Source organism: Thalassotalea sp. SU-HH00458 (genome assembly GCF_040362795.1).
Classification (GTDB): Bacteria; Pseudomonadota; Gammaproteobacteria; order Enterobacterales; family Alteromonadaceae; genus Thalassotalea_H; species Thalassotalea_H castellviae.
In genome coordinates, this window is the sequence record NZ_BAABWW010000005.1 from 39683 (window position 1) to 61352 (window position 21670).

The 21670-nt window shown below is 37.5% G+C and carries 23 protein-coding genes; 17 read left to right on the top strand and 6 right to left on the bottom strand.

Features of this window, described 5'->3' with window-relative positions; translation table 11 throughout:
* Positions 1 to 225 precede the first annotated feature (225 nt).
* From ABXH06_RS08980 to ABXH06_RS09020, 9 genes are all read left to right on the top strand, one after another.
* Positions 226 to 2112, top strand: coding sequence for a putative nucleotidyltransferase substrate binding domain-containing protein (locus tag ABXH06_RS08980; protein ID WP_353518019.1), 1887 nt, complete (start codon positions 226 to 228; stop codon positions 2110 to 2112).
* A gap of 12 nt (positions 2113 to 2124) precedes the next feature.
* A complete protein-coding gene (locus ABXH06_RS08985; protein ID WP_353518020.1) occupies positions 2125 to 2823 on the top strand; it encodes an exonuclease domain-containing protein in 699 nt (232 codons plus the stop codon).
* A 117-nt stretch (positions 2824 to 2940) separates the two neighbouring features.
* Positions 2941 to 3177 (top strand): hypothetical protein, encoded by a 237-nt coding sequence (locus ABXH06_RS08990; protein WP_353518021.1) that lies wholly within the window; start codon positions 2941 to 2943, stop codon positions 3175 to 3177.
* A 55-nt stretch (positions 3178 to 3232) separates the two neighbouring features.
* Positions 3233 to 3550 (top strand): DUF3784 domain-containing protein, encoded by a 318-nt coding sequence (locus ABXH06_RS08995; RefSeq protein ID WP_353518022.1) that lies wholly within the window; start codon positions 3233 to 3235, stop codon positions 3548 to 3550.
* Between the two features lie 77 nt (positions 3551 to 3627).
* Positions 3628 to 3795 carry a YqaE/Pmp3 family membrane protein gene (locus ABXH06_RS09000; protein ID WP_311581876.1) on the top strand — a complete coding sequence of 56 codons (168 nt, stop codon included), beginning with the start codon at positions 3628 to 3630 and terminating at the stop codon, positions 3793 to 3795.
* Positions 3796 to 3877: 82 nt separating this feature from the next.
* A complete protein-coding gene (locus tag ABXH06_RS09005; protein ID WP_353518023.1) occupies positions 3878 to 4411 on the top strand; it encodes a DinB family protein in 534 nt (177 codons plus the stop codon).
* 28 nt (positions 4412 to 4439) lie between these two features.
* Positions 4440 to 4658, top strand: a complete 219-nt coding sequence (locus tag ABXH06_RS09010; RefSeq protein WP_311581736.1) for a DUF6500 family protein — start codon at positions 4440 to 4442, stop codon at positions 4656 to 4658.
* Between the two features lie 60 nt (positions 4659 to 4718).
* Positions 4719 to 5189, top strand: coding sequence for an OsmC family protein (locus tag ABXH06_RS09015; RefSeq protein ID WP_311581734.1), 471 nt, complete (start codon positions 4719 to 4721; stop codon positions 5187 to 5189).
* A gap of 9 nt (positions 5190 to 5198) precedes the next feature.
* Positions 5199 to 5405 (top strand): DUF3565 domain-containing protein, encoded by a 207-nt coding sequence (locus tag ABXH06_RS09020; protein WP_353518024.1) that lies wholly within the window; start codon positions 5199 to 5201, stop codon positions 5403 to 5405.
* An 80-nt stretch (positions 5406 to 5485) separates the two neighbouring features.
* Here ABXH06_RS09020 and ABXH06_RS09025 read toward each other — a convergent pair whose 3' ends face one another.
* From ABXH06_RS09025 to ABXH06_RS09040, 4 genes are all read right to left on the bottom strand, one after another.
* Positions 5486 to 7690: a M4 family metallopeptidase gene (locus tag ABXH06_RS09025; RefSeq protein ID WP_353518025.1), complete on the bottom strand. Its 2205-nt coding sequence runs from the start codon at positions 7688 to 7690 to the stop codon at positions 5486 to 5488.
* A 509-nt stretch (positions 7691 to 8199) separates the two neighbouring features.
* Positions 8200 to 8451, bottom strand: a complete 252-nt coding sequence (locus ABXH06_RS09030) for an HP1242/YdcH family protein (RefSeq protein ID WP_353518026.1) — start codon at positions 8449 to 8451, stop codon at positions 8200 to 8202.
* Positions 8452 to 8460: 9 nt separating this feature from the next.
* On the bottom strand, positions 8461 to 8772 hold the full coding sequence (locus ABXH06_RS09035) for a TraR/DksA family transcriptional regulator (protein WP_353518027.1): 312 nt from the start codon (positions 8770 to 8772) through the stop codon (positions 8461 to 8463).
* Positions 8773 to 9021: 249 nt separating this feature from the next.
* Positions 9022 to 11307: a S9 family peptidase gene (locus ABXH06_RS09040; protein WP_353518028.1), complete on the bottom strand. Its 2286-nt coding sequence runs from the start codon at positions 11305 to 11307 to the stop codon at positions 9022 to 9024.
* A gap of 300 nt (positions 11308 to 11607) precedes the next feature.
* On the opposite strand from ABXH06_RS09040, the gene ABXH06_RS09045 reads away from it, so the two are divergent.
* The 4 genes from ABXH06_RS09045 to ABXH06_RS09060 all read left to right on the top strand — a co-directional run bounded on the left by ABXH06_RS09045 (position 11608) and on the right by ABXH06_RS09060 (position 15349).
* A complete protein-coding gene (locus ABXH06_RS09045) occupies positions 11608 to 12666 on the top strand; it encodes a DcaP family trimeric outer membrane transporter (RefSeq protein ID WP_353518029.1) in 1059 nt (352 codons plus the stop codon).
* A 261-nt stretch (positions 12667 to 12927) separates the two neighbouring features.
* Complete coding sequence (locus ABXH06_RS09050) at positions 12928 to 14454, top strand: methyl-accepting chemotaxis protein (protein ID WP_353518030.1); 1527 nt, start codon at positions 12928 to 12930, stop codon at positions 14452 to 14454.
* A 158-nt stretch (positions 14455 to 14612) separates the two neighbouring features.
* Entirely contained in the window at positions 14613 to 15062 is a 450-nt protein-coding gene (locus ABXH06_RS09055; RefSeq protein ID WP_353518031.1) for a helix-turn-helix domain-containing protein, read from the top strand.
* Between the two features lie 80 nt (positions 15063 to 15142).
* Complete coding sequence (locus ABXH06_RS09060; RefSeq protein ID WP_311581722.1) at positions 15143 to 15349, top strand: zinc ribbon domain-containing protein; 207 nt, start codon at positions 15143 to 15145, stop codon at positions 15347 to 15349.
* Between the two features lie 57 nt (positions 15350 to 15406).
* Here the strand turns inward: ABXH06_RS09060 and ABXH06_RS09065 are convergent, their stop codons facing one another.
* Positions 15407 to 15631 carry a hypothetical protein gene (locus ABXH06_RS09065; RefSeq protein WP_311581720.1) on the bottom strand — a complete coding sequence of 75 codons (225 nt, stop codon included), beginning with the start codon at positions 15629 to 15631 and terminating at the stop codon, positions 15407 to 15409.
* A gap of 162 nt (positions 15632 to 15793) precedes the next feature.
* On the opposite strand from ABXH06_RS09065, the gene ubiE reads away from it, so the two are divergent.
* The 4 genes from ubiE to ABXH06_RS09085 all read left to right on the top strand — a co-directional run bounded on the left by ubiE (position 15794) and on the right by ABXH06_RS09085 (position 20875).
* The gene (ubiE, locus tag ABXH06_RS09070) at positions 15794 to 16585 is read left to right on the top strand and encodes a bifunctional demethylmenaquinone methyltransferase/2-methoxy-6-polyprenyl-1,4-benzoquinol methylase UbiE (protein WP_311581718.1); all 792 of its coding nucleotides are present in this window, start codon (positions 15794 to 15796) and stop codon (positions 16583 to 16585) included.
* A gap of 32 nt (positions 16586 to 16617) precedes the next feature.
* Positions 16618 to 17259, top strand: a complete 642-nt coding sequence (locus ABXH06_RS09075; RefSeq protein ID WP_353518032.1) for a ubiquinone biosynthesis accessory factor UbiJ — start codon at positions 16618 to 16620, stop codon at positions 17257 to 17259.
* A 24-nt stretch (positions 17260 to 17283) separates the two neighbouring features.
* Entirely contained in the window at positions 17284 to 18849 is a 1566-nt protein-coding gene (gene ubiB, locus ABXH06_RS09080; RefSeq protein ID WP_311581714.1) for a ubiquinone biosynthesis regulatory protein kinase UbiB, read from the top strand.
* A gap of 118 nt (positions 18850 to 18967) precedes the next feature.
* Positions 18968 to 20875 (top strand): metallophosphoesterase family protein, encoded by a 1908-nt coding sequence (locus tag ABXH06_RS09085; protein WP_353518033.1) that lies wholly within the window; start codon positions 18968 to 18970, stop codon positions 20873 to 20875.
* A 96-nt stretch (positions 20876 to 20971) separates the two neighbouring features.
* On the opposite strand, the gene ABXH06_RS09090 is transcribed toward ABXH06_RS09085, so the two are convergent.
* Complete coding sequence (locus ABXH06_RS09090; RefSeq protein ID WP_353518034.1) at positions 20972 to 21670, bottom strand: SOS response-associated peptidase family protein; 699 nt, start codon at positions 21668 to 21670, stop codon at positions 20972 to 20974.

Here is a 21670-nt window from a genome sequence, read left to right on the forward strand (position 1 = left end):
TTTTTTACGCACTTATTAACCTGTTATTTTATTTAGCAAAATTAATTATTGATTGCAGATTTACCATACCATGTCAGTGATGTAGCAAAGGCAAAAATCCATAATGAATCTTAGCTAATTTAAACACTAACAAGGTTTTTCAAGCCGAGGTATTACACTTTAGTCTAGATCGCGCAAATAAAGTTAGCCTTTCGCGAATAAATGCACTACAAACATAGAATAGCCATGACTGAAAAGATAATTATGGACACTGAGTTAGCTGAAATTTCTGCTTTTGTGCAAACGATTCCTCCGTTTGATCAACTGCCTCCCGCATTGTTGAGTAAAGTCGTCAATACGATAAGTATTTGTTATCTGCATCAAGGCGAACCTTTACCTCCTTCGCATTGTGCCGTTCATCCATTGTTTATCATACGAAAAGGTGCGCTAAATTATCGTGATCATTTGGATGAATTATTAGGGAAATACGGTGAGGGAGACTTATGCACTGTGTTTTGCCAACCCCCCGTTTCGTCAGAAATAACAGTGCATACAGAGGAAGACACACTTTTATATAGTATTGATTATCAAGAGCTTGAGCTTTTAGTTGCTGATTATCCAGCGGTACTTAACTTTTTTGTTCACAGTGCAGAGCAGCGATTAAATAAGAAAATGAGTCAAATCAATGAAGACGCAATTATCGCTTCGTCTTTATTAAATACGAGTATAAGTCAGTTTTATCACAGTCCGGTTGAGACCATAGATCAACATTGTTCTATTCAAGAAGCTGCGATTAAAATGACTGAACGTAAATTTTCTTGCCTAGTAATCGTCAAAGATATTCTTCAAGGTGACAAGCGAGAGCTGCAGCCGATTGGTATTGTCACAGACAAAGATTTACGACAACGTTGTATAGCCACAGGCCTCGATTTTACTCAAGCGGTCAGTAGCATTATGACGGAGAATATGTTGACGATAAATCATGACGCTAGTGCTTATGACGCTTTAATGTTGATGACGGCAAAGCGCATTCATCATTTGCCTGTGATGAAAAAGAATCAACTTCATGCCATGGTGACTATCACAGATTTAATGAATAACGAGAGTCAAAATGCGGTCAATTTAACCCATATCATTCGTAAAGCTAAAAATATTGATGAACTTGTGGAAACCAGCTTATTGTTGCCAAAGTTACAAATTCGTATGGCTAAATTAGGCACTACGGCAGATCATGTTGGAAAGAGTATCAGTGCAATTACCATGGCTTTTACAATTCGGTTAATTGAATTGGCTGAACAACAACTTGGCCAAGCACCCGTACCGTATGCATGGTTAGCAGCAGGATCACAAGCAAGACAAGAACAATTTGCCCACTCAGATCAAGATAACGCCTTAATAATTGCTGATAACATGATTCCAGAAGATGACCAATGGTTTGCAAAGTTAGCGACATTTGTTTGTGATGGGCTCGCGCAATGTGGTTTTATTTATTGTCCAGGTGACATTATGGCGACAAACCCAAAATGGCGACAACCGCAAAAAAAATGGCATAAATACTTTAATCAATGGGTTGAGACTCCTAGCCCAAAAGCCTTACTAAACAGTAGTGTTTTTTTTGATTTAACCACAGTTCATGGTGAAATTTCTTTGCTTGAACAAGTGCGTGAACGCTTACTAAAGAAGACCAAAGGAAATACGTTATTTTTAGCACACCTTGCTAAAAATGCTTTAATGAATCGACCCCCTCTGGGATTTTTTCGCGATTTTGTGTTGATCAACAATGGCGAAAATAAAAACGTACTCGATTTAAAACATAATGGGATTGCACCTATTGTGGATCTGGCCAGAATTTATGCCTTAAGTGAAGGGATCTCCGCAACCAATACCATAGAACGATTAAAGCAAGTAGCAGGTTCGCCATCGTTAACCAAAGCGTCAGCGGCGAATTTAATTGATGCTTATGAATTTTTAGGTTTGTTACGTATGGAGCATCAAGCAAAAAAACTGCAACTGAATGAGCAACCAGACAATTATCTCGTACCAAAACACATTTCAAAGCTTGAACGTGAGCATTTAAAAGACGCTTTTAAAGTGATTAAAACCTTGCAAGACAGTCGTCAGTCGGCTTATTAATACAGAGTTACTATGTTAAGACATCACTTGCTATTTAAATGGCTCATCGGTTATGAAATTGAACGTAAACGAAACCTTTTACTTGCTCCAGAGGGGCCGTTGAAAGATTTTCTTTCGGTACCTTTTCCTGATGTAAACAGTGCTTTTCAAGCGGTAAATATTTTAGCAGTAGACTTTGAAACAACTGGCTTAGATGCTGTACAAGATAAGTTACTGAGTGTTGGTTTTGTTGATATGTCGCAACAACAAATCAAACTCAATACTTGTTATCATCAAATCATAAATACTAAGCAAAAACTCAAAGCGGATAATGTTGTGATCCATCAAATTACGGATCAGCAACAGCAACAAGGACAACCTTTAGAAGTGGTTGTGGAAGCCTTGTTAAAGGCGTTAGCAGGGAAAGTGATGCTAGTTCACTATGCACGAATAGAACGCGAGTTTCTTCAGCAGGCGTGTCTTGAATTGTATGGTTTGGCGCCATCTTTTCCGATCATTGATACCTTGGCTATCGCCAAACGTAGGTTAGATAAAAAAGATGTTGCCTATGATCCATCTGAGCTGAGATTAGGCGCCTTAAGAAAGCGACATCACCTCCCACAATATTTTGCGCATAATGCCTTAAATGACGCAATAGCCACTGCGGAGTTATTGCTCGCACAAACCTGCCATTATTCAAATAAAACACGGTTAAAGGAGTTTTTATTGTAAGTATGTAATTACACAGTAAAGGTGTAAAATACAATAAGTTGGCTTAAATATACTTGTGCAATTTGACGGGTTTTACGTTATTATTTCTTATAATTTTGCAGTAGTAAATATGGAAGAATGATGGGTATTGGTATAAAAAGTTTAGCAAAACGAGAACAAGTTTTTATGCGTAAGGTCATTTGGGGCGGTACTATTGTGTTATCGCTCTTGTTTACTATAGGTGTGATATTGATGATCTTGATGGCGCCTAATGAAAACCTTTCTGAAGTTATCTTTGAAATATTCACCATGGTTGCTTTGCCTGTTTGTTTTTCGTGTTATTTAATAAAAGGCTATCTTAAAAAATTGACTTAACGTTAAGGGATAACAACTTTAAAAAAACCTAATACTTGGTTAACTAGGAGTGTTTATGGATGAATTTACTTTGAGCGGATTACTTGTTTTATTTTCTGCTGTTTTACCTTGTTTGGTATTGGGATACTTTATTGCCTTTCAGGGACGCCGAGGTTTAATTGCTGGTTGGCAGGAGGATAAAATTTCAGATCCAGAAAAAGCGGGTAGAATTATTGGCATCAGCTTAATGATAATGTCAGTGATATTAGCTATTATTACCTTGTTGTGGTTTTTACATTTCTTTACTGAAGATGAGCTTATTTATTATCTTCTACCAACTACTTTGCTCCCGTTAATAGCTTCACTTTACGTGCATATAAAGTTGAAAATTTGAAGACGTTTACATTGTTCATCCATGGCTATTTGTTGTAAGTTAGAATAAATAACACGAATGAATTTACTTTTAAGGAAATCATTATGAATAAATTACTCCATATTATTATTGCTTTATTGTTACCGCCTGTGGCTGTGTTTTTAAAAAGCGGTGTTGGAAAAGACTTATTAATCAATATTATTTTGTGTATTTTCTTTTATATTCCAGGGATTTTACACGCACTTTGGCTGATTACAAAAGAGTAAGGTAACAACACTTTTTCAATGAGAATGGTCGAAAAATTTCGTTGTTTTATCATTTGCCTAAAGAGATAAATTCTTGAGCTTAGTGAATAATTTTAAGATGATGTCGCTTTATAATCAGCGAATAAATCGGCAATTAATGCATTGCTGTTTGCCATTATCTGTTGAGATCCTTGAACAAGACAGCCATTCTTTTTTTACCAATATTATGAGTTATTGGAATCATTTACTGTTTGGTGATTTAGTTTTATTAACACGTTTAGCGCAACATAATATTGGTCAACTTACCTTGGCAGATTTTACCCGCTTTCCTGCCCCCATATCTCCCCAAGATATTTATTATCAAGAATTAACTCAGCTCAATACTTGTCGCCAAGCCCTTGATGAATTGATCATTTGTTTTTGTCAAAATTTGACCGAACAAGCGTGTGAACAAGTGATTTCATATACGACTACCGAAGGCGTTCTGTTAACCAAGAAGGTTGCGGATATTGTACAGCATTTGTTTAACCATCAAACGCATCATCGTGGTCAGCTAACCTGTCTGTTAAGTCAAAATGGGGTTGATTATGCTTGTATGGATTTACCCGTTATTGTGCCTGAAGGAAGTCATTGTTAGTGATTGACTAAAATGCAAAGTAATTAAAATGAGAAATGAACTAAGAACTAAAATTATCGACGTTTGCGAAGAAAAAATAGCGAAAAAAGGCCCGAATGTTGGGTTGTCATTTTATGCTTTCTTTGCCAATAAAAATGACCGACCGGATCTATTAATGGAAGTCGCTACTTGGTGGATCCAAACTCATCAATTAGATCATTTTGTGAAAGCTAAAACAATTAAAACTATGATAGAAAAGGGAATGTAACAAAACTTACAAGCATTTTCCTGCAATAAAAAATAAGTGTTTATTAAACGAGGACAAGTAATGTCAGAATATTTTGCCAACATTTCGTGGACAAAGCAGCCAGACGAACAATATATAGACAATCAATATAGTCGAGGTCACGAATGGGCATTTGATGGCGGTGCTAAGGTAAAAGCTTCTTCTTCGCCCCACATTGTGCCAATACCTTATTCGGTCGCAGAACATGTTGACCCGGAAGAAGCTTTTATTGCTTCGTTATCAAGCTGTCATATGCTCTTTTTTCTATCTATCGCTGCAAAAAATAAGTTTGTTGTCGAATCATATCTAGATAATGCTGTTGGGCAGATGGAGAAAGATTCAGCAGGGAAAATTTCGATGACCAAAGTCACGCTAAAACCGTTAGTGCAATTTTCGGGTGATAAACAGCCAACGAAAGCACAACTAACCAAAATGCATCATCAATCGCATGAGCAATGCTTTATTGCTAACTCAGTGAAAACACAGGTGGTCACTGAAATTATCATGAAGTAATTGCATATTATGAAACAAACTATTGTCGGATATCATTTAGATGAACAAGCTGATTGGGTGGCGGAATTAGCCTGTGATCACTTTCAACATGTCAGACATCAACCGCCTTTTATAAATCGCCCTTGGGTCGTTACAGAGCAGGGCCGAAATGGCATGTTAGGTCAGCAATTAGTGTGTAAAAAATGTGATGAAGGGGCGCCAAAAGACAAAGTTTAATCGAATTTTTTAATTTTACTGAACGACAAGAAAATGGTTCACTAGTTAACTAGTGAACCATAGGAAGTTATTCGAAGGTGTTATGGATTTGCCGATAACGACAAAGTGATGCCAGAAGCACTGCTATATCCATAAATATCTATGTACCAAGTGCCTGCCGATGGATTGTTAAACGAACAAGTTTCATTATTTCCGTTTTTCCATGGGCGACAATCCCAGTTATTTGTAGTCGACTGTGAGCCAAAGTTGATATATAAGTCTGCATCACCTGTGCCTCCAGATATCGAAATATCCATATCTGCATAGCCCGCAGGCAACGTGTATGTATATCGTTTCCACGCAGATTGCCCGACAGACACGCCACTCACGCTTTCATAAATTGGATCAAGTCCACCCGTACTCGCTTGGTAACTTCCGGTTAAGCTAACACCACTGATTTGATTCCATGCTTGAACCATCACGTAATAAGTACCAGCTTGAACATTGGAGATATTACAACTTTCATTACTGGTCGCTGTGGTACTACTGCAATCAGACGAAGACAATGTAGGAGCACTGCCAAATTTGACATAAAGATCTGCGTCTCCTGAGCCACCTGATGTGGTAAATGTTAAGTTAGTCGCGCCAGCAGGTACATCAAGGGTGTAAAACATTTCAGCTTTTGCAGCACCAGAAATCCCCGTTTTTGCTACACCATTTTGTAATACCTCGGTTGTATTACCAGTTGAAGGACATGCACCTACACCGACGGCGCACCAAGCCGTTTCGACCGCTGTTTTTTCTCCTGCACCATACAGGTCAGCCGCAGCTTGCGCCGTTGCACTCCTTGCGCCCGCAAAGTTAGTACTTTGATTCATATACGTGGTTAAAGCGCGATAAAATATTTGTTCAGCTTTTAATAAGCCAATTCCATTGACAGTTGCGTTTGATTTATTACGTGGGTGTTGCCCGCCATCTGTCAACAAAGCGAAAGCTAAATTAGCAATTCCCGAGTTACCGTGAACCCCCCCTTGATCGTTGCTGTTACTTGGATTACTGACATAAGGAATACGTTCTGGCCACCAATCTTTAGAGTAGTTATCTTGAGTAGGGTTTTTCATATAACGCATAGCATCGCCACTAACGCCAGGAGTATAGCTTTCTTCAGCTAATAACCAGTCAGCTTGTGTGGTGTTGTCACGATATGCTTTTGCTGCCACACCTAAAATATCTGACCACGCTTCATTTAATGCGCCTGAGGCATTGTTATAAATAAGATTCGCAGTATATTGTGTTACGCCATGCGTTAACTCATGACCAATGACGTCGAAACTTAACGTTAAATCATCGAGTACTTGTCCATCACCATCGCCGTACATCATTTGACTGCCAGTCCAATAAGCATTGGCAACGTTATTACCTAAATGCACACTAGAAATCATAGTCATGTCATTGTTATTGATACCATTTCGATTGAAACGGCTTTTATAATAATCATACACTTTAGAGGCACCGTCATGGGCACGTTGTGCCGACGCGTCACCACAGCTTTGGTTGTTGGTACATAAAAGTTGACCTGGTGCAGCAGATTGACTTTGATTTTGTAAGGTATACGAGCGCCAATTTTTTGCCGAATGCACTTGGGCATGGCGTGTTAATAACGTGAATGAATTTGCATCAAAATATAAAATATCACGGCCAAAATCTTCACCGCCATTATCCCACGTGACTTCTACTTGCCAAGCAAGTTTGGTTTCTTCGCTTAAGGGTAAATATACATAAGCTTGCACTGGCGTAGTTGTTACTTCTCCCATTTCTTGAGCAAGTTCAATGACACGTGCGGTCGCGCTTGTCGCACTAAGCACAGCATTCTTTTTAGTCTTTAATGGTTCAGCATGCGCGATAACGCCAGAAATTGCATAAATTTCGCTTTTACCGGTATTTTGCTGTAAGCCTTTAAGAGCTCTATTTGATTTAGCATGAATGGTGACATTGGTACCAAAGACTTCAATACCATTAATTTTTTGTGTTAATTGAGTATGGTTTTGACCTAATTCATCTTGCCATTTTCTTTTGATAATAAATGAATTATTACTCGCTAATGGTGTTTTAGCATAATTTGACAAGACATTATGCATTTCTTTCATGTTAAATGTTGCGTCAATTGTCCCTAGCTTTCCTGAGGAAAACATCGCTTGTCCGTTATTGGTTTTTGCTAGAATACCGTCTGAATTAGCCGCCATCATCGTCGGAGAAAGTGAAACCGACATCGCAACTAACAGATAATTGAAGTGTTTAATTTTCATAAATATCTCTTATTTTTAGTTAATTATTATTGTGTACTCATCTATTACGAGTCTTATAACCATAATTAAAATTATTGATTTAACAAATTTTAAACAAAAAATTAACAAAAAATAAACAGAGTAGTTTGCAACATATCTTTACACTTATTTTTAAGTATCTGTTTTATATGTAAGAAAAAACTTAACTAATGTACAAAATACGACCTGTTGCTAAATGAAGAGCTTTCTACTGATTATAAATACCTAAAAGTTTAATCAGGATTGGAATATTTATGTTTGTAACCATTATCCAACTGTCAGGATTTTTAAATCAAAAAGCACCGGTAAAATGGTTGATATTCACCGTTCATTAATTTTTTGAAAGCTGTGAATAAAAATAGAGGATATTGACTCTTATCTTCGAAGAGAAATATTAATTGTTGGTCGAGTTTATATTCAAATAAAGGTGAAAAATTGATAGTTAAATGGCTAACTGAGTACGTTAGCCAAATTGATAGGTAGAAAGGTTGTTAAGCGGCTGTTTGCGCTTTTTTTAATATAACAAAAAGCTGATCTTTTAATTTGAGCCTTTGCTTTTTTTGTGTCTCTAAATATTCATCTGAAGTGTTTTCAACACCTTGCTCGATACGATGCACTTCATGATCAAGTTCATGATATTCTTTAAATAGGCGAGAAAAGTGAGCGTCGGATATTTTTAATGCTCTAATTTCATCATTAAATTCTGGAAATTCGTGGTGTAAATCATGTTTTTCTACAGTCATGTTAATATCCTATTTAGCACATTTAATACAGGTAGTGGTGTAAGGTAATGCCTTCAAACGCTCAGGGTTTATGTCATCATCACATGATTCACAAATACCATAGTGTCCTTGTTGGAGCTTTGAAATGGCATTCTTTACCAATGATAACTCTGTTTTAGCTTCCTGAAGAATTTCGTCTAACACCTCATCATTTTCACTTTCAGTGGTTTGTTCGGAGAAATCGGCAGAGCGACCTTTTTTAAAGTCAGCTTCGATTGCCGCGACACGCTTTGTGAGTTCAACTTGTTTATCTTTTAAGGTATTTATCAGTTGCTCGGACATCTGTAATCTCCTGTTGATTTCTACCTTCATTATAAATGCTACTGAAGCTAGATTATTGATCTAAAGCAAAGTTAAGCAGCAAAGGCAATTTTTTACAAAATTAGTTTTACTAAGTGATGAGCTCAAAAGATAGGTTGAAGCGCTAAATTACTGACAAAAAAAGGGCACTAAGTACTATTAACTTTGCGCCCTTTAATTATTTTGCAGTGATTTTTATTAGATAATTATTTTCAACATTGATTGTAAACGTTATTTTTTAAGCGTCTTAAACGTGAATTCTTTTGGTGGCTGAGCTCCCATTAAGTGCTCAACAAAATAATCCCAACGTTTACGCATCATAAAGGGTTCACGAGCAAAACCATGGCCGCGATTAGGTAGCATAATCATGTCGAAATCTTTATTTGCTTCAATTAACGCATTGACAACTTCTAATGTATTATTGGGGTGGACATTGGTGTCGGTTGTGCCATGGGCAATAAGCAATTTACCTTTCAAATTCTTCGCGATTAATTGATTCGCTTGGCTGTCATAATTACTTTCACCCCTTTCGTTTTCAGTGACTAAACCATGAAATTTTTCACCCCATTCATCGGCATAATTTCGATTGTCGTGATTACCTGCTTGTGACACCGCTACACGATAAAAATCAGGGTAAAGTAATAAGGCTCGGGTAGAGGCAAAACCTCCGCCAGAATGCCCCCAAATACCGACATTTGAATCATCTATCCAGGTGTACTGTTGTGCTAATTGTTTTATCGCGGCAACTTGATCAGGAATGCCACTGTCGCCCATATTACCGTAATAAAATTCATGGAAACTTTTCGATCGTCCCGGTGTTCCTAAGGCATCAATTTCTATCACAATAAAACCTAATTCGGCAATGGCTTGATTGTCTCCTCTCGCTTCTCTGAAATGACGGCCGCGGATACTGCCTACCTGAGGCCCAGGATATAAATAATTGACGACAGGATAAGATTTATTTGCGTCGAAGTTTGATGGTTTATACATTAAACCGTGCAGATCATGCAGACCATTTCGGTCTTTAACTATAAAGGGGGTGGGCGCTTGCCAGCCGGTTTGTAATAATTTGGCAATATCCATAGTTTCAATCGCAAAACTTTGACCATTTTCAGTGCTGCGTATATAACTCTGCTCTGCTTGGTTGTACGTTGAAATACGATCGAGAAAATATTGTCCATTGTCGGCTAATGTAATTCTGTGATGTTGCTTTTCAGGCGTTAATAACTGCAAGTTAGAACCATCTTTGTTTACACTATAAAGGTAATGAAAATATGGGTCGCCACCTTCTTTACCAGCGCCGGTGAAAATTAACTTACCAGTATCTTGGTTAACATGTAACAGAGAAATTACCGTCCAGTCTCCGCGAGTGATTTGTTTTTTTATGTTGCCTGACTCAAGATCAATTAAATATAAATGTCCCCAATCAGAGCGTTGTGAAAACCAGATAACTTCATTACTTTTTTCGAGATACTTCCAGCTAATCCCTTGAACGCCAGACTCAAAGAAACTGTCTTCTGTTTCGGTAAAGATTGTTTTCACTTTGCCTGTATTCGCGTTGGCGATACGTAATGTCGCCTGTTTATGATCACGAGAAGAAGAAACAAAAGCAAAACTATTACTGTCTTCAGCCCAATCGATATCTAATAAACTGCCGTCTCGCCCAGCAACATGATCAGTAATGGTAGAGCGATGATCATCAGGTGCCATATCAAGCGGAGTTACTTTGGCATTTTCAACATCAATCACCACGCGATGAATCTTAAAAATGTGCTCATCACCAGGTAAAGGGTATTTCCAAACATCTATTTTTGGATGACCAACTGCGCTTGATACTATGGCCATTTCACCGACATTTCTACTGTCATGTTTAAAGGTAGTAAGTTTTTTAGAGTCGGGAGACCATTTCACTACAGGCGTTGAGCGCCTTACCCAGCCCGCGTTATTTGTAGAATAGCCAAAATTTTCAATACCATCAGTGGTCAGTTGAGTTGTTTTATTGGTGGCTATATCGCGCAACCATAAATTATGATCTTGAATATAAACTGCGTGTTTACCATTTGGCGCTAACAGTTCATTTGATGCTTTGGCCAATTTATCTATTTGACATAAATATTGTGTTATATCACAACGATAACTCTGCTTTTTTATTGATAACGTGATGACGTTTTGTTCAGAAGAATGAATGGTAGTAAAAGGTAAATTATGTTGATTGATGTCACTTTCTGTAATACGGGCAAGCGCTTCAGCTAATTTTTGGTGGTCAAAAGCGAATGATTTTTTTTTGCTCTTTGCATCAATGCGATAAAACCTATTGCCCTCAGAGGTATGGCTGCGGTAATAAAGCGCATTCTCACTCGACCAATGTGGGTATTCAACCGTCCCGGTTACTAATTTTTTTGTGGTCGCAGAAAGTTGTTTTTCAGCTTGCTGGTAATCCTCTTTCGTTAACTGTTTTGCTTGGACTAACCCTGTAGTGAACAATGTTAATACAGTGATAGAGAGTAGTTTTTTCATGAAAACAACCTTTTTATTATAGTTTAATCGCACATAAATTTGCTGGTAGAGCCTAGCATAATCCTGAGAGTTTGTTGGCTCATCATACGATAGTCCATCATGATTTTAAGACGAAATGCTAGATTATATAAGACTAAAGTCTACCTAAAATAACCGTAAATGTAGACTTAGGTCTAATTCCTAAATTTCATCTAACTCTCTACCGTATTAACCATAAAAATTATAAGCACTCAATAAATATGGCCAGAGGATTGTTTTGTTTTCTTTCTAAGGCTGACAAAAAACTATGGGGAAAGTGAAATGTTAAACGGAAAAAAAAGCCTATTGGCGACTAGTTTATTGTTTTTAGCAAGTTCTGCTAATGCCGGTTATTCCATTCAAGTCAATGATACAGATACCATTACTTTTGGCGGTTATATTCAAGGGGATATTCGCTATATCGATGGTAATGCCGCATCAACATTAACCAATGATGACTTTTGGATCGGTCATGTGGTTAAAGATGAAATTTCTAACACGCGATTTCATGCCGATTCTACCCGCTTTAATACTAAGTACGTCAGTGGAGATATTACCGGTTTTATTGAATTTGATTTATTTGGTGGTGGCGGTAATGAAAAGCTGACTAACTCACGCCACCCTCGTTTAAGACATGCGTTTATCAAGTATAAAAATTGGACGGTAGGTCAAACCTGGTCAACATTTGTCAATACAAGTGCTATTGCTGAAGCGGCAGATTTTGGCGGCCCATTAGTGGCATCGGCTTTTATTCGCCAAGACTTAGTGCGTTATACCAATGGTGGCTTCCAAGTGTCTATTGAAAATCCTGAATCATATGGTGGCTATGTGGGCTCTGGGGGATATGGCTCAAAAGATTCCATGCCAGATGTGATTGGTAAATATACCTTTAAAGGAGACTGGGGTAATGTTTCCGTAGCCGCAGTTGCTAAACAACTTGAAACTGCATTGGGAGAGTCTGAGTCAGCGTTAGGTTATGGTATCGCGGGCAGAATAAATACTTTTGGCAAAGATGATTTTCGTTTTCAACTTCATGGTGGCAATACTGGACGTTATGTAGGTGCAGCAGCTGCCACGGACTTAGTGGGTGAAGAAGTTGAAGAAACAACATCAATTTTAGTGTCTTATCGTCATTTTTGGACGGAAGATCTTCGTTCGAATTTCTTCTATGGTAATACACAAACCGAAGAGTCAGACAGAGATCGTACACATTGGGGCGTTAATGTTTTTAAAGCCATCACTCCAAAACTTTCTTATGGGGTTGAAGTGGGTAACTTTGACGCAGAGGATCTTGAAGCTGACTCAAATTATGCACAGTTATCCGTGAAATATGTTTTATAACTCAATGTTCATGATCAACCTTGCGTTAGTTAACCTCTAAATCTTGAGGTTACTTTGGGGAAGCATTTTTGCTTCCCCTTTTTTATAGCAAACAGAAGATAACTTATTAATTATCAATATCTCAGAGAAAAATATATACAATTTTTATTGGCTATATTTATTGAGTTGATCCAATATTAAAAGACCGAAAAATTTTTGTCGTAGTTAAAAAGGACAATCTAGTTTAGCTAGACTGGTAAGGATTAATACTTAAAGATGAACATGACTAATAATGAAGTGACGTTTCCATCAACCGAGCAGCTTGTTTCCATCACAGATCTTCAAGGGGTAATACAATATGCTAATGAGGACTTTTGTCGAGTAGCAGGTTACAGTGCCAAAGAGCTTATCGGGCAACATCATAATATTGTTCGCCACCCAAATATGCCTAAAGCGGCATTTGCTGATTTATGGCAGAAATTAAAACGGGGTGATTCATGGCGAGGCATGGTGAAAAACCGCTGTAAAAATGGTGATTATTATTGGGTTGATGCTTATGTAACCCCTTTGTATGAAAATGATAAAATTGTTGGTTACCAATCGGTTCGCACTTTACCCAGCAAAAAAGATAAAGTTGCCGCGCAAACATTATACGATGCGTTGAATCAAGATAAAAATACCGTTGAATTTTCAACCAATATTAACGTTAAAAGAGTTTTAGCCACCTTAATTTGTGTTATGTCATGTGGTTATTTGGCTTATGCTTTTTCTTTGGTGGCCGCCTGTATCTTATTCATGACTTTACTGGCAGTTGTCGTGATTTTTAATGATGAATTCATTTTATTGCCGGCGAAAATTTCTGAGACAAAAGCAAGCTATGATAGTCCATCCCGGCTAATTTTCTCTGGTAAAGGAATTTTTAGTCTATTGAATTATCCCAACCTTTTACAGCAAGCGAAAGTTCGCACCATTTTAGGTCGAGGCAACGACACAGGAAAAAGTTTACTTGATTTAGCTGAACAGTTGAAAGATACCTCAAGCAAAACCCTAGAAGGGTTATTTGAAGAGAATTCACAGCTAAATCAATTGGCAACTGCTATTAATGAAATGACAGCAACCATTGATGAAGTCAGTAAAAATACTGCTGGCGCCCATGATAAAGTCGTTATTATTCAAGATGAAAGTTCGAAAACCATTACAACCATTGAAACCAGTCAAAGTAAAATCATCCATTTAGCAGGTGAAGTTGAAAAAGCAGCAACGTCGGCAAATAGCCTAGTTGAAGATGCGGATAAAATTTCAACCATTATGTCGGAGATTGAAGGGATTGCCGATCAAACAAATTTACTTGCCCTTAATGCGGCAATTGAGGCGGCGAGAGCTGGAGAACAAGGAAGAGGGTTTGCGGTAGTTGCCGATGAAGTGAGAACATTAGCGAGTAGAACGCAATCGGCAACTGAGCAAATCAGGGGCTCTGTGGTTGAATTGCAAAACACCTTGCAGCAATGGAGTCAAGTTATGCTGGCAAGTCGTGATGATGCAGAACAATGTGTTGATGATTCTAAATTATCGAAAGAAAGCATGGTAAATATTAAAGCCATGTTAGACGATATTACCGATGTTACCGCTCAAATAGCGACTGCTTCTGAAGAACAAAGCGCTGTTGCTAACGAAATTAATCAAAGTGTCCATCATATTGATAGTATTTCAAAAGAAAATGTCAACAATGCCGAGCAAGTGAATGAAAATGGTCAAAATGTCACTGATAAAGCGCAAGAGATAGAAAAGTTGAGTTCGACATTTCGATAACATTGCCGGTTAAAACGTATAGGGTTTTTGTTTCATCATAAATGAAATCAGTAAAATTTTTCACTGTGACTAGAATGTCGCTATAGTGTCGGGTAACTGTCGTAACAGACACAGACAGTAAAACGTATCTTGATCATTTTAAGCGAAGAGATAATTTTATGATTCTAAAAGAGCTACGCATTAGTCGTCATCTTTCCCAAGAGCAATTAGCACAGATGTCGGGATTGAATGTTCGCACCATTCAACGAATTGAGAGTGGAAAAAATGCCAGTTTAGAATCGTTAAAGTGTCTTGCCGCTGCCTTAGATGTTGATATATCAACATTAAATCAGGAGAAATTTACGGTGAATAAACAATCAGATAATTGGAAAACCTTACCTATATTATTAAAATTTTGGTTTATTTTTAATTTTTTGGAAAGACGGCCAAGTAGAGCGACCGCAAAAAGAATTGAAGTAATAGGTCATTGTTTTGGCTTCTTATTTTGCTGCCTTGGCTTAATTAATGAAGCAGCGCTTACCGGGGGATTAATGCTGCTATTTATTGCCTACCTTTATCACTTTTTAAAACGTCAAGGAGATAAATACGGTATTTGGTATGATAATTAAGTGATTAACCGCGAGTATGATTTGAGCAAAGCATTTCATGGCGATGCTCAAGTATCGTACACGTTTATTAAGGAGATACTATGTCTAATCGTTGGAAATGCCCAAAATGTGATTGCCAAGAATATGAGACCGATACTATTGCAACCACGGGCAGCGGCTGGTCAAAAATTTTTGATATGCAAAATCGAAAGTTCACTGCCGTAATATGTGCAAACTGTACTTATACCGAGTTTTATCGAGGGAAAACAAGTACTTTAGGGAATGTGTTCGACTTATTTACTCATTAAAGATTTTTGGTGAATAGATCTTCTTGTTTGTGAAAAATGCCAGACAAAGTTTCAATCTTATTGCTCGTCAACTTCACCTTTGATGACTTGCTGGCGTTCTTGCTGATAAACTTCATAACTTTTATGATTAATGTCTTGCAAACACTGTGCTCTTTCATGGCCAACATATTGATTACAATGTGTTTCTTGTTGTTTTTTACCAGCGTTATATAATTCTTTTGCTGAACAACCGCTCAATAGATGTCCCCCAATAGCGGCAAGAAGTAGCGTTTTAATGGACATAAAATTTCCTGATAAGGTGATATTGATAGACATTAGAAGTGAGCAATATTGAAAAGTTCATTACCAATTTACTTGCCACGCAAGTTTACTTGATCTGAAGTGTTAAATATTACAGGAAAATACGGTAGACTATTGCTAATTTTTTAGCTTAGTGAAAACCTTATGTCATCTTCAGAACAACCCACAGTCAGCCAACAAGATCCCATTGATTCTGAAAACACAACACATTTTGGCTACCAAACCGTTGAGAAAAACGAAAAAGAGTCAAAAGTGGCCAGTGTTTTTCATTCTGTCGCGCAACAATATGATGTGATGAACGATTTAATGTCGTTTGGTATTCACCGCTTATGGAAACGATTTACCATTGACGCTAGTGGCGTAAGACCTGGTAATAAGGTCTTAGATTTGGCCGGTGGAACGGGTGATTTAACGGCTAAATTTTCAAAATTGGTTGGCCGTGAAGGTAAAGTTATTTTAGCTGATATTAATAGTTCAATGCTAAATGTTGGCCGCGATAAATTGCGTGATAAAGGCTTAGTACAAAATATAGAATATGTACAAGCGAACGCACAATATTTACCGTTTGAAGATAATACTTTTGATATTATTACCATTGCTTTTGGTTTACGAAATGTTACCGATAAAGAAATGGCACTGCGTTCAATGTACCGAGTATTAAAGCCAGGCGGTCGTTTACTTGTGTTAGAGTTTTCTAAGCCAGAGCATGAAATTATCAATAAAATTTATGATTTTTATTCCTTTAATATTTTGCCAAAAATGGGTGATTTAGTCGCTAAAGATGGCGACAGCTATCAATATTTAGCTGAGTCTATTCGTATGCATCCTGATCAAGAAACCTTAAAAGGTATGATGAATGATGCAGGTTTTGAGCAAACCTCTTATAAAAATTTAACCGACGGTGTGGTTGCTTTACATAAAGGCTATAAGTTTTAGCTTTTACCAGTTAATAAAACTGAGTCAAAAATATGAGCCAAATTATGCATCAACAAGCCCTTTGTTCAGTAATAGAAAAAATACTCAATAAAGCTTTGTCTCTAAATATCCATGGCTTACAAGTATTAACTCCGTTAGAGCAAAAAACCTTAACACTTGAATTAACTGAACTTGCTTTTCCGATCAGTTTCTCGATTCACCAGCAAACGATATTAGTAACAAGGTTAACAGAGCGAAGTGATTGTCAGCTAAAAACGAGTATTGCAAGTTTGGTTGAATTACAAAAAGAACAGCAACTCACTGAATTAATTAAACAAGGTAAACTCGATATCTTAGGTGATATTAAAGTAGCACAACAGTTTGCGAGTGTTTTTGAACACTTAACCATAGATTGGCAATCTGAATTTGCTCACCATATTGGTGATATCCCTACTTATAAGCTGTCACAATTTTCATTATGGTTAACGGATAAATTAAAGTTTGCTAGCCAGCAAATACAAGCTGATGCAAGTGAATGGCTTGTACATGAAAAGCGTTTAGTTGTTACCGAAAGTCAATTGACTGCATTTAACCAACAAGTAAATGAAATTACTAGCGAAGTTGCTAATATAGAGCAAAGGTTAGCAGAGTTAGCTGCAAAGGTATTCAGCATTTCCAAACAGGAAAATGATTAATGTATTGTCTAATTAGGAATTGTTGTGAGTAGTTTTCGTTTATATCGCATCGTTAAAACGTTTTTAAACTTTGGTTTAGATGAATTATTACCGAAAAAGTCTATTCCTTGGTACATCAAATGTGCCCGATTTAGTGTCTTTTGGATCAGAAATAAACACAAAGATAAAGCCTTAGCTCTACGCTTTAGATTAGCAATTGAATCACTCGGCCCAGTGTTTATTAAATTTGGTCAAATGTTATCAACACGACGCGATTTATTACCTGACGATTTTTCAAATGAATTAGCATTACTTCAAGATCAAGTGACAGCATTTGATGGCGAAATTGCGCAACAATTAATTATTGATGCCATAGGAAAAGAGGAGTTTTTACAATCTTTTGAAGACTTTGACTTAACCCCTTTAGCATCTGCATCAATTGCACAAGTTCATACCGCGACATTAAAACAAACTGATCAAGCAAAGAAAGTCGTGATTAAAGTATTGCGTCCTAAGATTGACAAAGTGATTCATGCTGATATTAAAGTAATGGCGATGTTTGCCGGTATTTTTTCAAGATGGTTACCCGACGGCAAACGATTACGACCTAAAGAAGTGGTTGCTGAATATAAAAAGACGATTTTAGATGAACTCGATTTAAATCGAGAAGCCGCTAATGCCATTCAATTAAAGCGTAACTTCAGTCAAGGTCGAGAAAATGATCATGTGCTTTATGTGCCTGATATTTATAGTGAGTTCAGTAGCAAAAATGTCCTTGTTATGGAACGTATCTATGGTATTGGTGTCGCCGATATTGAACAGCTCCACCAGCTAAATGTTGATATGAAATTATTAGCAGAGCGCGGTGTCGAAGTGTTTTTCACCCAAGTATTTCGTGATAGTTTTTTTCATGCAGATATGCATCCTGGTAATGTATTTGTTGATGCTACCAAACCTGCCGATCCTACTTGGATTGCCATCGATTGCGGTATTGTTGGGACGTTAAATCGTGATGATAAACGCTATTTAGCTGAAAATTTTGTCGCCTTTTTTAATCGAGATTATCGCAAGGTTGCTCAATTGCACGTGGACTCAGGTTGGGTGCCAGCTGGGACAAGTGTCGATGAATTTGAATTTGCTATTCGTACGGTTTGCGAACCTATTTTTAATAAGCCTTTGGCTGAAATTTCATTTGGTCAGGTATTGGTTAATTTATTCAATACCGCAAGACGTTTTAATATGGAAGTGCAGCCGCAGTTAGTGCTACTGCAAAAAACCTTGTTGTATATCGAAGGTCTAGGACGGCAACTTTACCCGCAATTAGATTTATGGCAAACCGCAAAGCCATTTCTCGAAAATTGGGTCAAAGAACAAATGGGCGTGAAAGCGGTTTTCAATAAAATCAGAGAAAATATCCCTTTCTGGAATGAAAAATTACCTGAGTTGCCTGATCTCGTTTATGACTATTTAAAAAATGGTAAAGAAAGTCAATTAGAGCAAGTGGCTTTGCTAAAACAAATGCAACAACAGCAGCAGCAAGATAACCAAAAAGTGATTTATACTATTATAGCGAGTGCTTTGGTTATTAGTTTAGCAATAATGTTTAGCTGATTGGGGGAGCATATTACTCCCCCTATTTCACATAAACAGCTTGACGTTTCCCAATTATAAAACCTATTGATAATGTAAATTCCCTTGATATACACTAGCGACAACGTGTTAATCATAAGTGAAATTTATTATCAATAATTTGTCTACCTTACCAGCATTATTGTCAGGGCCTATTGTTAGGCATGTTGAAGCGAAGCAACTTACTTTTTGGCTCGCTACCAGTAAGCCTTTTCCGTTAAGTTTTAAATTATTTCATGATAATGATTCACTGTTTGACCGTGCACTAACGCCACAAGAGCAACAAGTGATCACCATTGGTAAGCACGCATTTATACACCTAATTTCTATTGATTTTGACCAAGCACTTCCTTATAAAAGCAAGCTTCATTATAACTTTGAATTTATTGATGACGGCGTGACTCAATCGATTAGTGAGCAACTGACTGAGTTTTTATATCAAGATGAAAAGTACCCAAGCTTTGTTATTACGCACGATATCAACACTATGCTGCATGGTTCTTGTCGAAAACCACATTTTGATAGTGCTGATGGTTTACAACGAGTTGATGATGTTATTGCTAGCAGTTTAAATGGTGATGATGAACGTCCTGCCATGTTAATGATGTCGGGTGATCAAATTTATGCGGATGATGTGGCTGGCCCAACATTAGTGGCAATTCACCAAGTAATTGAGCTATTGGGTTTGTATCACGAAAGCTGGGAAGGAGCGGTTGTCAACGAGAGTGAAGGGTTATTTAACAGCGAACTTTGTTATTATCAACGCGACCAATTATTACCCTACACTAAAGCCAATAAAGCGGTTTATGAAAAATTTTTTGCAGCCAGTAAAAAGCCTATCTTTACTTCAGTTAACTCGAAAAATCATTTAGTCACTTTTTCTGAAAATATCGCCATGTATCTGTTGGTTTGGTCTCCTCAATTGTGGCAATTGATTGATTTTTCACTGGCGAAAATACCGGTTGAATATCAACAGCAATATCAACAAGAACAAATGATTATTGAAGGTTTTGTGAAAGGCTTATCGAAAGTAAGACGAGCATTAGCACATATTCCAAGTTATATGATTTTTGATGATCATGACATCACCGACGACTGGAACTTAACTCGCGGTTGGGAAGAAGCAGCATATGGACATCCATTTTCAAAACGTATCATTGGCAATAGTTTAATCAGTTATTGGTTGTGTCAAGGCTGGGGCAATGCGCCAAAGAAGTTCACTGAGTTAAATGAGCAATGCGATAATTTTTTTACCGACGAAGGCATTCAACAGCACGCAGATTTAATTGAAAAACTGTTTGATTGGCAACAGTGGCACTACAGTTTAGCAACATCACCAAAAGTGGTGGTGCTTGACACCCGAACACAACGTTGGCGTTCAGAAAGTCGTTCATCTAAGCCATCTGGTTTAATGGACTGGGAAGCGTTGTCAGAGTTACAGCAAGAGCTGATTAACGAACCAAAAGTTATTTTAGTGTCACCTGCACCCATTTATGGGGTAAAAATGATAGAAACGATCCAACGAATATTCACCTTCTTCGGTCAACCATTAATGGTGGATGCCGAAAACTGGATGGCACACGCCGGTACGGCTAATGTCATGCTGAATATTTTTCGTCATGTAAAAACACCGCCTGAGTTTATTATTCTCTCGGGTGATGTGCATTACTCTTTTGTTTACGATGTGACGCATCGCTTTCAACGCAGCAAGTCAAAAATAGTGCAAATTACCTGTAGCGGTATTAAAAATCAATTTCCTGCTAAGTTGCTGAATTGGTTGGATACATTAAATCGTTATTTGTATGCACCGTATTCGCCACTTAATTGGTTTACTAAGCGAAGACGAATGAAAATACGGGTAAGAAAACCAAATGATGCTGTCGACAATACACTTTATAACGGCAGCGGTATTGGATTGATCACCTTGACTGATGACGAGCATATTGTGCAAGCTAGTGTGCTAGGTGTTGATGATCATACGGTGGAGTTTCACACAAAAGATGAATAAGACTCGTCGGTAGCTTTCTTTGAGGTAAAAGCGAATTTAGCCATCATGTTAGCTTCTTTAGCCGATGAGATCGTCAATTAATACTTTGAACAATGCTCAAATCGCATCTTTTACAATGAATTCAACTTCACCTAGCGCCAGATGAGTCAAAGGTTTATCGATTGGCTGAGCGAGTAAATTTTGCGGTATCCGCGGTATTAATAAGTCGTGAAATGGTTCCACATTGGTAATTTCAGTATTTAACCAATCATCGACGAGGTTATCTTCTTGCGGAAGAATTAAAGGCATGGCTTTGCTGTGAATGTGCTTGAGTTTGTCATGTGCAGGCAAGGTAATAATGGAGCAAGACGTTTTCACTTCACCCGTGTGCGGATGCAACCAATCTCGGCACAAGCCTCCTAGTAACAACCCACCGCTTTCTGCGTGCATATCATAATAATGAACCGGTTTTTTATTTTTAAACTCTGTTTCGCCAAAACCTTTGACAGCAAAAATACAACGAGAATGGCGAAAAGCATGATATCCCGCACTTCTAGGCGTATTTAATTTATCATATCGGGTATTAAACGAGGTATATTTCGACGGTTTAAAGCCGTTATCACTTTGTTCAAGCAATAACCACCAAATAGCATTTTCTACCACTCTACTTTCGTTTCTGTTTCTGACAATAGAAACAACATCTGCCGCCTTAACGAAACGTTTATCAATTGGCTTATCGATAACTTTATTAATATTTAAACGGGTATAAAGCTTTTTTACGCCGCTATCAAAGGTTGCATTAAATCTGCCGCACAT